The sequence below is a fragment of the Deinococcus aquatilis DSM 23025 genome (assembly GCF_000378445.1).
GTDB classification, from domain to species: domain Bacteria; phylum Deinococcota; class Deinococci; order Deinococcales; family Deinococcaceae; genus Deinococcus; species Deinococcus aquatilis.
Map to the genome: position 1 here is coordinate 31,580 of NZ_KB899737.1, position 10,329 is coordinate 41,908.

Annotated in this window: 11 protein-coding genes; all 11 read left to right on the plus strand. The window is 66.4% G+C overall.

The window, feature by feature from the left end; translation table 11 throughout:
* The first annotated feature begins 101 nt into the window (after positions 1–101).
* Positions 102–1,199: an alpha/beta hydrolase gene (locus F561_RS0118905; protein ID WP_026299068.1), complete on the plus strand. Its 1,098-nt coding sequence runs from the start codon at positions 102–104 to the stop codon at positions 1,197–1,199.
* Positions 1,200–2,060, plus strand: a complete 861-nt coding sequence (locus tag F561_RS0118910) for a branched-chain amino acid ABC transporter permease (protein WP_019011538.1) — start codon at positions 1,200–1,202, stop codon at positions 2,058–2,060.
* Positions 2,057–3,034 carry a branched-chain amino acid ABC transporter permease gene (locus F561_RS0118915; protein ID WP_019011539.1) on the plus strand — a complete coding sequence of 326 codons (978 nt, stop codon included), beginning with the start codon at positions 2,057–2,059 and terminating at the stop codon, positions 3,032–3,034. Before F561_RS0118910 ends, F561_RS0118915 begins: the two co-directional genes overlap by 4 nt.
* Positions 3,031–3,798 (plus strand): ABC transporter ATP-binding protein, encoded by a 768-nt coding sequence (locus F561_RS0118920; RefSeq protein ID WP_019011540.1) that lies wholly within the window; start codon positions 3,031–3,033, stop codon positions 3,796–3,798. Before F561_RS0118915 ends, F561_RS0118920 begins: the two co-directional genes overlap by 4 nt.
* Positions 3,795–4,580, plus strand: coding sequence for an ABC transporter ATP-binding protein (locus tag F561_RS0118925; RefSeq protein ID WP_019011541.1), 786 nt, complete (start codon positions 3,795–3,797; stop codon positions 4,578–4,580). The genes F561_RS0118920 and F561_RS0118925 overlap by 4 nt, the downstream gene beginning before the upstream one ends.
* Positions 4,581–4,630: 50 nt before the next feature.
* Positions 4,631–5,215 carry an AAA family ATPase gene (locus tag F561_RS30075; RefSeq protein WP_245556574.1) on the plus strand — a complete coding sequence of 195 codons (585 nt, stop codon included), beginning with the start codon at positions 4,631–4,633 and terminating at the stop codon, positions 5,213–5,215.
* A 33-nt stretch (positions 5,216–5,248) separates the two neighbouring features.
* Positions 5,249–7,651, plus strand: coding sequence for an ATP-binding protein (locus tag F561_RS26005; RefSeq protein ID WP_019011543.1), 2,403 nt, complete (start codon positions 5,249–5,251; stop codon positions 7,649–7,651).
* Between the two features lie 62 nt (positions 7,652–7,713).
* The gene (locus F561_RS0118935) at positions 7,714–8,502 is read left to right on the plus strand and encodes a 3-hydroxybutyrate dehydrogenase (protein ID WP_019011544.1); all 789 of its coding nucleotides are present in this window, start codon (positions 7,714–7,716) and stop codon (positions 8,500–8,502) included.
* A 207-nt stretch (positions 8,503–8,709) separates the two neighbouring features.
* A complete protein-coding gene (locus tag F561_RS29065; protein WP_245556575.1) occupies positions 8,710–8,868 on the plus strand; it encodes a hypothetical protein in 159 nt (52 codons plus the stop codon).
* Between the two features lie 337 nt (positions 8,869–9,205).
* Positions 9,206–9,901, plus strand: coding sequence for a CoA transferase subunit A (locus tag F561_RS0118945; RefSeq protein WP_019011546.1), 696 nt, complete (start codon positions 9,206–9,208; stop codon positions 9,899–9,901).
* Positions 9,901–10,329, plus strand: a 429-nt coding sequence (locus F561_RS0118950) for a 3-oxoacid CoA-transferase subunit B (RefSeq protein ID WP_019007877.1), incomplete at its 3' end; no start/stop codon positions are given. The genes F561_RS0118945 and F561_RS0118950, both read left to right, overlap by 1 nt.

The window sequence follows — 10,329 nt, forward strand, 5'->3', positions numbered from 1 at the left end:
GCGCCGGACAAAGGGGTGTGGCCCCTCGCCTTCGCAGAACCATCCGGCACAGTGATTCCAACCCAGTGATGGAGCCAGAATGAGGCAGGGGAGTAGCGGGCATGGACAGGACAGAAGCAAATACAGCGGGAACGGACGCAGCAGGAGTGGAGATTGTTTCGAGGCGGCTGACCACCTCCCGCCTTCAGACCCATATTCTGGAAAGGGCGGCGACTGGAGCTTCAACGCGGCAGATACTGCTGATTCACGGCAACGTGTCCAGCGGCGAGTTTTTCCGTGAGCTGATGACGACGCTGCCCGCAGAGTGGCAGGTGGTGGCCCCAGACCTGCGCGGCTATGGCCAGACGGAGGCCCGACCCATCGATGCCTCGCGGGGCGTGCGGGACTGGGCCGACGATGTGCTGGCCGTGCTGGACGCACTGGGCTGGCAGGATGCCGACGTGCTGGGCTGGAGCATGGGCGGCGGCGTCGCCCTGCAACTGACGCTGGACAGTCCGCAGCGGGTGCGTTCGCTGACCCTGGTCGCGCCAGTCAGTCCTTACGGGTTTGGCGGCACCCACAGCGCGGCGGGTACGCCCAACAGCCCAGATTTCGCCGGGTCGGGCGGCGGGACGGTCAATGCGGCGTTCGTGGCGGCGGTCGCGGCCAAAGACCGTTCGGACACGGCGGGCAGCCCACGCGACGTGCTGAGAAAGTTCTATGTCAATCCGGCCCGCTTTACGCCCTCTGCCGAGCAGGAAGAGCGCTGGGTGGACTCGATGCTGCAAACCCGGACCGGAGACGACTTCTATCCGGGCGACGCCGTGCCCAGTGAGCACTGGCCCCACGTCGCGCCGGGCACGCGGGGAGTTGCCAACGCCTTCAGCGCCCGCTTCATGAACGTCTCGGCCTTTGCCGACCTGCGCCCGGCTCCCCCGGTGCTGTGGGTGCGCGGCGACGCCGACGCGATCATCGGTGACAGCAGCCTGTTTGATCTGGCCTACCTGGGTTCGCTGGGCGCGGTTCCCGGCTGGCCCGGCGCGGAGGCGTGTGCGCCTCAGCCGATGCTGGCGCAGACCCGCGCCATGCTGGAGCAGGCCCAGCAGCAGGGGGGTGAGTTCCGTGAAGTGGTGTTGCCCGGCGTGGGCCACTCGCCCTTCCTCGAAGCGCCACAGGAGTTTCTGGCGGCATTTACGGCACATCTGGAGGGACGACGCTAGATGGACCTTTTTTTGCAGACACTCCTGAACGGTCTGCTTCAGAGCGGGATTTACGCGCTGGTCGCGTCTGGGCTGGCCCTGTCCGTGGGTGTGGTCGGCATCGTCAATTTTGCCCACGGCGAGTTTCTGATGATCGGGGCGTTTCTGGCCTGGGCAGCAAGCGCCTCGCTGGGCATCGATCCGCTGTTGTCGCTGCCCGTGGTGGCGCTGGCTGTGTTCGGCGTGGGCGCTCTGACCTACCGGGTCAGCATCCGGCATGTGCTGCTGGCCCCCGAACTCAACCAGATGCTGCTGACCTTCGGGCTGGGCATCTTGCTGCAAAACCTGGCCCTGATGCTGCTGGGCGGCAATACCCGCACCGTCAGCACGCCGTATCAGGCCAGTAGCCTGCAACTGGGTGCCCTGACGGTGGGCGGGCCGAAAGCCGTGGCATTCGCCTTTGCGCTGGCGCTGCTGGGAACGCTTTATTTCGTGCTGTACCGCACCACACTGGGCCGTCAGATGCGGGCCGTGGCCCAGAATCGCCGGGGAGCGCAACTGATCGGCATCAACGTGGACCGGGTATATATGCTGGCCTTCGGGGTGTCGTGCGGCCTGGCGGCGGTGGCGGGCGTGCTGGTCAGCGTGCTGCTGTTCGCCAGCCCCACCGTCGGGCTGGTGTTCGCGCTCAAGGCGTTTGCCATCATCGTGATGGCGGGCCTGGGCAACCTGACCGGCGTGCTGTGGGCCTCGGTGCTGCTGGGCGTGTCCGAGGCGCTGGTGCAGACCTACGTGCCGGGCGGCGGCGGCTGGAGCGACGCAGTGTTCTTTCTGATGATTTTCGGCACCCTGGTCCTGCGTTCCTTTCGGGGGAATCGGTGAGCGCGGTATCGGCGCGGCCTGTTCCGGCCCGCAGACCCACCTTCGCGTGGCGGGCGCTCCTGGCGCTGGGCATCTTCTTTGTATTGGCGCTGGCCTTTCCGTTCCTGCCGCTCGGAGACCGCCGCGAATTCCTGCTTCAGATCGGCTTTTTTACGCTGGTGGCGGGCATCATGGCGCTGTCCTGGGATCTTCTGGCCCGCAGCGGTCAGGTCTCGCTGGCGCACGCGGCGTTTTATGGGCTGGGCGCTTACGGTTACGCGCTGCTGCTCAAGGCGGGAGTGCCGTGGGGGGCGGCCATGCCGCTGGCTGCACTGACGGCGGGCTTCGTCAGTCTGTTGCTGGGCGGCGTGACCATGCGCCTGAGCGGGATGTACTTTGCCATCGCCACCCTCGCCTTTACCGAGGTGGTCAGAACCGTGATCCAGAATCTGCCCGAAAGCGTGGCGGGCGGGGCCAACGGGCTGCTGGTTCCGGCGCTGTTGGGCGGCAATTCTCGGGGGCAATATCTGCTGGCGCTGGCGCTGCTGCTGCTCACGGTGGGCGTCAGTCTGGCCGTGCGGCTCAGCAAGCTGCACCACGCCTTTGCCGCCATCCGGCAGGGTGAGGAAACGGCGCGGGTGCTGGGCGTGAACGTGGTGCGCTACAAGTTGGCCGCCTTCTTTCTGTCCAGTGTGCTGGCGGCGCTGGCGGGCGTGCTGTACGCGGGCAAGACCTTCTTCATCAGTCCGCTGGACACCTTCAGTCTGGCCAATTCCATCTCTCCGCTGACCACCAGCATCTTTGGAGGCCTCTACACCACACTCGGGCCGATTCTGGGCGCGACCGTACTGCGGGTGGCCGAAGAACTGCTGCACAACACCGTCAAGAACGGCTATCTGGTGGTGTACGGGCTGGTGCTGATGCTCAGTATCCTATGGTTGCCGCGCGGCATCGTGGGATTGTGGCGGCGTGGACGGCAGGGAGGCGACCTGTGAGCGCCGCCCAATCCGTGCCAGCCTCAGCTCTGCCGGTCCTGCGGGCCGAGAACCTCAGCAAACGGTTCGGGGGCCTCAACGCGGTGCAGAACGTCAGTTTTACCCACTATGCAGGCGAGATTCTGGCGGTGATCGGGCCGAACGGGGCAGGCAAGACCACGCTGCTCAATCTGTTGTCGGGGGTGTACCGTCCCAGCACGGGCCGCCTGTGGTTGCAGGAACAGGACATCACCAACGCACCGATGGAACGCCGCTGCCACGCGGGGCTGGGCCGGGCCTTTCAGATCGTGCGGCCCTTTCCCGAAATGACGGTGCATGAAAACGTGACCGTGGGTGCCCTGTTCGGCCAGCGCGGAATACGTCTGCCACAGGCGCGGGAGCAGGCCTACGACCTGTTGGAACGCACCGGACTGGCGGCCCACGCCGACCGCGCCGCCCACGAATTGACCCTGCTGCAAGACAAACGGCTGGAAGTGGCCCGCGCCCTGGCAACCCAGCCCCGCGTCCTGCTGCTGGACGAGGTGATGGCGGGCCTACGTCCGGCAGAAGCGCAGGAGGCCGTCGAACTGGTGCGCGGAATCCGGGACAGCGGTATCAGCATTCTGTTTATCGAACACATCATGCCCGTGGTGCGCGACCTGGCCGACCGGGTGGTGGTCATGGATCAGGGGCAGGTGCTGGCCGAGGGCACCTACCGCGAAGTGACCGCCAATCCGCAGGTTGTCGCGGCCTACCTGGGCACCGAAGCGGGGCTGCACGCATGAACGAAACCAGACCGGAGCAAAGTAGACCAGACGGTCTCAAACAGGACGCAACCACACAGGCCCGCGCCGGACAGGAACTCGTCATCGAACATCTGGCCGCAGGCTACGGCAAGGTGCAGGTGTTGTGGGACGTGAGTGTGCGGGTGGGGCCGGGAGAGTTCGTTGCCATGATCGGGGCGAACGGAGCGGGCAAAACCACCACGCTGCGGGCCGTCAGCGGCGTGGTCAAGCCCACCGGGGGCCGCATCCAGCTGGGTGGGCGGGACATCACCCGCGCCGCGCCCAGCGAGGTGGTGGCACTGGGGCTGGGTCACGTCCCGGAAGGCCGCGAACTGTTTGCCATGATGACTGTGCGTGAGAATCTGGAACTCGGCGCGGCCATGCGCCCGGAAGCCAGAGCCGCCCAGCAGGACACGCTGGAGCAGGTGTACCGCCTGTTTCCACGCCTTCAGGAACGCTCGAAGCAGATGGCGGGCACCCTGTCGGGCGGCGAGCAGCAGATGGTGGCCGTGGGCCGCGCCCTGATGGGCCTGCCCAGCATTCTGGTGGTGGACGAACCCAGCCTGGGCCTGTCGCCGCTGATGACCCAGACGGTGTTCGAGGCACTGAAGGTCGTGAACGCTGAGGGGGTCAGCGTGCTGCTCGTGGAACAGAATGTGGGCCTCAGTCTGCGGCTGGCCCACCGCGCCTACGTGCTGGAAAACGGGCAGGTGGTCAAGGAAGGTACGGGTGAGGCGCTGCTGGCCGATCCCGGCGTGCGGGCGGCGTATCTGGCGCTGTGACGCCCCCCGATTTTTCTGCCGCTGCTGTCCCTGATAGCATCGCGGCAGAAATGACCCCGAATTGGCGTGACCTGACCTCCTCACGGCGGGCGCGGTGGCCTGCTGTGCGCGGCGCGGTGCCCCGCCCCCGGCTGGGTGAGGCCCTCGCCTCGGCGCGGGTGCTGGTGGTGGTGGCTCCGGCGGGCTACGGCAAAACCACGGCCCTCGCTGCGGGTGGACCAGACCAGGGGCAGGGACTTGGGGAACTGGCCTGGCTGACGCTGGACGCCGACGACGCCGACCCACAGGTATTGGCGGCTGGGCTGGCACTGGCCGCCGAGAGTCTGCCGGGCGGCGCGGCGGTGGGAGCCATGTTGGATGCGGGCGCACCTCCCCGGCGGGTGGCGGCGCGTCTGGCCGACGTGCTGGACGCCTGCGCGGGTCTGCTGGTACTGGATGAGGCCCAGCATCTGGCTGGCCCACTGACCGGCGTGATGCTGCGCGAACTGCTGGACTGCGGGGCAGGCCGGGTGGCGCTGCTGTCGCGCACGCCGCTGCCGCTGCTGGAACTGACTCCACTGGACGCCGCAGGCGAGGTGGTGCGGCTCTCGGCGGCGGAACTTGCCTTCACCGTGCCTGAAATCGGTGACCTGTAGCGTGCCCACGGCCTCACGCCCTCCGGCCCGGACGTGCAACTGGCCCACGCCGTGACAGAAGGCTGGCCGATTGCGGCGCGGTTTCTGGCCCAGGCCGCCGCACAGGGACGCGTTCGCCTGAGCGATCTGGCCGACCTCGACGGCGGCGAGGCACAGTTGGGCACGCTGTTCGATTATCTGGCGCAGGAGGTGTTGGGTCCGCTGGAACCGGCGCTGCGGGGTCTGCTCACCCGCAGCAGCGTCTTTGAAGAGCTGACGCCCGAACTGCTGGAAACCGTGCTGGAAGAACCCAACGCGGCGGCTCTTTTGGAAACGCTGGCCGACAGCGGCACCTTCCTGATCCGTTCGGGTGAGGCGGGCATGCGGGTCTACCGTGCCCATCCACTGCTGCGTGCCCATCTGCGGCGGCTGCTGGAACCGCACACCGCGCAGGTGTTGGCCGCACGCGGCGCAGATTACTTCGAGCAGACTGGACGGCCCCGCCGTGCCCTGGCCGCTCACCTGCTGTCGGGGCACACCGCGCAGGCGGCGGCATTGCTGGCCGCGCACGGCTCGGCCTGGCTGGCACTCGGAAGGGTCACGCTGGTCGAACGCAGCCTCAAGCGCCTGCCCCGTCCTGCCTGGACTCCGGAACTGCACGCACTGGCCGGAGACGCGCTGCGCCTGTCTTCACGCTACGCCGAGGCGCTGAGCGAATACGCGCAGGCCACGCCGCTGGCCCGCGCGCTCGGAGAGGTTCAGGTGGGCCTCGACACCGTGCAGCCCAACCAGACGTGGGCACCGTTGGATGAGGCCGAGGCCTGGGCCAGCGGCAGCGACCTGAACCGGGTGCGGCGATTCCGGGCCGAAAACCTGCTGAATGCAGGGCAGTTGGCCGCCGCAGTCGCGCTCGCACCGGAGTTGGCTTCCGGCGCACGGTACGCGCTGCGAACCGGTGACCTGAACCGCGCCCTGCAACTGGCACGGGCCGCCGCACAGGGAGAGGCGGGCGGAGCGCGGGCCGCCCAGAACCACCGCGAGGGGTTGTTGCTGGCAAGTTTTATCCATGCCATCCGGGGAGACGCCCTTGACGCGGCCCGCTGCGCCGAGAGTGGGCTGGCCGAGGGCGAACGGCTCGGCAGTCCGTTCGTGCGGTCGCTGGCATTGACGCGGCTGGGGCACGCCCACGTCACGGCAGGCGATCTCGCGGCGGCGCAGGTGGCCTACCGTCAGGCGCAGGGCATGGCGCAGGGGGTCGCTGAACGCCTTCAGGCCGAGCCGCTGATGGGGCTGGCTTATCTGGCGGGGCAGGCAGGCGACGCCCGGCTGTCCGGAACTCTCAAGGATGAAGCGCTGGCCCAGACGCAGGGGGACGGCTACATGACGGCCCTCCTGCAGTTGATGACGGCTCTGGGCTGCTGGCACGCTGGGCGGTATGATCCAGATTCGCTGGACGCCGCTCAGCAGGCTTTCGAGAGCTGCACCGATGCGTTCGGGCTGGCCTGCGTCGCGCTGGCCCGTTACGCTGCTGGAGAAGAGTACGCGGTGCAGGCAGCGGCTCAGGGTGCAGCGGCCTATCCATTTCTGCTGAGCAGGCGCTCGCTGTTTTCGCCCTATCCAGACCGGGCCAGACGGGGGGCGCTGCTGGCGCGGCTGGTGGCCGCCCTACCGCAGTTCCGCGCCGATCTGCTGCCCACCGCCCGCGCCCTGGGATACGCCGACATGCCTGCTCCCAGCGACACGCCGGGATTTGAAGTGCGGGTGCAGGTACTGGGCCGGGTGGTGGTGACCCGTGGGATGGAGGGCCGTCCACGCGACTGGGGCCGGGCCAAAGCGCGGGACTTGTTGATCCTCCTGGCGATCCATCCCGGCGGCCTGAACCGCGAGGTGGCGCAGGAAATCCTCTTTCCGGGGGCCGATCCGGGGGTGGGCGAACGAAATTTCCGGGTGACGCTCCACGCGCTCGGGCAGGTGCTTGAGGAGGGTGCGCCCAGCGGCTCTTTGCTGGAGCGCGGCGAGTGGATTCGTCTGCGCCCCAGTCCTGACCTTCACGTTGATCTGCATGCGGCGCAGGTGGTGTTCAGCAGCCCAGCCGCGACGCCGGGCCGCCTAGAGGCGCTGCTGACCCTGCCGGACGCCGTGGCGGCCTCTGAACTGGAAGCCGTGGAGCAGGAAGCTGCCCGCTACGCCGCCCACCTGCCCGACGCACTGGCCGAAGAATCGGTGGCCGCCCTACATGCGGGTCAGCCTGACCGGGCCGCCCGAGCTGCCGAACGCGCCCTGAGTCTCGATCCAGCCCACGAACCCGCTGCCCGGAGCCTGATGCGTGCCCATCATGCCCGCGCCAACCTGTCTGCGGTGCAGCGCGTCTATGCCAGCCTGGGCACAGCACTGGCAGAACTCGGCCTCCAGGCGCTGCCCGAAACCGAGCTGCTGTACCGAAGCCTGACCCGCTGACGGCCCGGTGCCAGCGTCATGAAGTAACGGCGCAGTGACGCTGTGCCCGTACACTCCGGCGCATGACCTTTCAAGAACAAGAACGCGCTCCCCTTGCTCAACGCAGCGCCCTCGTTACGGGCGGCACGGGCGGCATCGGTCTTGCCATCGCCCAACGGTTTCAGGCCGACGGGATGCGTGTGGCCGTCCTTGATCTCGACCGACCTGCCGCCCGCGACACTGCCGCGCAGCACGGCCTGACCTTCATTGCCGCCGACCTCTCCGTGCGGGCCGACTGTCACCGCGCAGTAGCCGAGGTGGTGGCCGAACTGGGCGCACTGGACGTGCTGGTCAACAATGCCGGATTCCAGCACATCGACCCCATCGCTGATTTTCCTGAAGACCGCTGGGACGCGATGCTGGCCGTGATGTTGACTGCTCCTTTTGTGCTGAGCAAGCTCGCCTGGCCCCATCTCCGGCGCACGGGGCAGGGCCGCATTATCAATCTGTCCAGCATCCATGGGCACGTCGCCAGTCCGTTCAAGAGTGCCTACGTGAGTGCCAAACACGGCCTGATCGGGCTGACCCGCACGGCGGCGCTGGAGGCGGGCGAACAGGGCATCACGGTCAATGCGATCTGTCCGGGCTACGTCCGCACACCGCTCGTCGAGGGCCAGTTGGCAGATCAGGCCCGTACCCGTGGCCTCAGCGTTCAGGAGGTGGAGCGGCTTGTGATGCTGGAGCCTGCCGCCATCAAACAGTTGCTGGAGCCGCAGGATGTGGCGGCCCTTGCCAGCTACGTCGCCAGCCCCGCCGCGTGGGGCATGACGGGCGCAGTACTCGACCTCGATCTGGGCTGGACAGCCCGCTGACCTGTATGGCAGTAACCAAACCCGAGCAGGGTGAGGAGGAGCAGGAACGAATGTCGGAAGATCAACTCGCCTCCGTCCCTTTCAACTTCAGCGATCCGGCTGACCCGGACAGGGTGTGATGTCGAAGTAACGGACCGGGGGTAGCCTCTGGCCTGTACTGACAATCCACGCAAGGAGGACCATGCCCAACACGGCATCCAGACATCTATGACGGGCCATTCAGCCTCTCCCCTGCCTGCTTCGGCGCTTCAGGCTCTCCGCGACAAAGAGCGATGCGCCCAGAGCATCGGCTATAACCCGTTCCGCTTCAAATTCACCGCCTTGTGGATCAGCGCGGGTCTGGTCGGAACTGTGAGCTGTGGATGAAGAGCAGATCAGTAGACGAGCGGCGGGGATAAAAATTTGCCAGAAGCCAGAAGTCTGTATTGCTGATTGGAGAGTGGGGCCTTCCAGACGTGCTTCCGTCTTCGCAGGATCGGATATCAGGTTGACCTTTAAACGAATTGGGCAAGCGTGCACGAGGTCGCCTCACCGCTTTGCCGTAGGGTCAAAAAATATGACAACGGATACCAGACACAACAGGTCCTGATGGGAATGGAATTTTCTCCCGCCGTCTGGTTAAGCGGCTGATTCCATCACGACCTGCTCGATTTTCTTTTTTTCAACAGAGTGTTCGGGAGCAGCCGAACAGACAGGAGCAGCGATGAACAAAATGTATCCGAGTGCGGAGGCAGCGCTGTCGGGGGTGGTGGCCGATGGTCAGACGGTGGCGGTGGGGGGTTTCGGGCTGTGCGGGATTCCCGAAGCCTTGATCTTGGCCCTGCGCGACAGTGGGGTCCGCGACCTGACTGCCGTGAGCAACAACGCGGGCGTGGACGGTTTTGGGCTGGGCTTGCTGCTCGCCACCCGCCAGATTCGCAAGATGATCTCCAGTTACGTGGGCGAGAACAAGGAATTCGAGCGCCAATATCTGGCGGGCGAACTGGAACTGGAATTCACCCCACAGGGCACGCTGGCCGAGCGGATGCGGGCCGGTGGCGCGGGCATTCCGGGCTTCTATACCAAAACCGGCGTCGGCACGTTGGTGGCCCAGGGCAAGGAACACAAAGACTTTGATGGGCAGACCTATCTGCTCGAACGCGGCATCGTGGCCGACGTGGCGCTCGTGAAGGCCTGGAAGGCCGATACGAGCGGGAATCTGGTGTTCCGCAAGACGGCACGCAACTTTAATCCGGTGGTCGCGAGCTGTGGGCGGGTGACGGTGGCCGAGGTAGAAGAGGTGGTGGCGGTGGGCGAGCTGGACCCCGATCAGATTCACACGCCGGGGATCTATGTGCAGCGGCTCTTGGTCAATGCGGCCCCTGAAAAACGTATCGAGCAGAGGACGGTGAGGCTCTGATGGCCTGGACGAGAGAGCAGATGGCGGCGCGGGCGGCGCAGGAAGTGCAGGACGGCTTTTACGTGAACCTGGGGATCGGCCTGCCGACCCTGGTCGCCAATCATCTTCCGGTGGGAATCGAGGTGATGTTGCAGTCCGAAAACGGACTGCTGGGCATCGGGCCGTTTCCCACCGAAGCTGAAGTGGATGCGGACCTGATCAACGCGGGCAAGCAGACGGTGACGGCCTTACCGGGGGCCAGCTTTTTTTCGAGTGCAGACAGTTTTGCCATGATCCGGGGGGGACACATCGATCTGGCGATTCTGGGGGCGATGCAGGTGAGTGCGTCGGGGGATCTGGCGAACTGGATGATTCCGGGCAAGATGGTCAAGGGCATGGGTGGGGCGATGGATCTGGTGGCGGGGGTGCGGCGGGTGGTGGTGCTGATG

Excerpts from the sequence above, each read along its gene's own strand:
- F561_RS0118945 (WP_019011546.1), top strand. The coding sequence starts at position 9,206 with ATGAACAAAATGTATCCGAGTGCGGAGGCAGCGCTGTCGGGGGTGGTG.
- F561_RS29065 (WP_245556575.1), top strand. The coding sequence starts at position 8,710 with ATGACGGGCCATTCAGCCTCTCCCCTGCCTGCTTCGGCGCTTCAGGCT.
- F561_RS0118925 (WP_019011541.1), top strand. The coding sequence starts at position 3,795 with ATGAACGAAACCAGACCGGAGCAAAGTAGACCAGACGGTCTCAAACAG.
- F561_RS0118905 (WP_026299068.1), top strand. The coding sequence starts at position 102 with ATGGACAGGACAGAAGCAAATACAGCGGGAACGGACGCAGCAGGAGTG.
- F561_RS30075 (WP_245556574.1), top strand. The coding sequence starts at position 4,631 with ATGACCCCGAATTGGCGTGACCTGACCTCCTCACGGCGGGCGCGGTGG.
- F561_RS0118935 (WP_019011544.1), top strand. The coding sequence starts at position 7,714 with ATGACCTTTCAAGAACAAGAACGCGCTCCCCTTGCTCAACGCAGCGCC.
- F561_RS0118910 (WP_019011538.1), top strand. The coding sequence starts at position 1,200 with ATGGACCTTTTTTTGCAGACACTCCTGAACGGTCTGCTTCAGAGCGGG.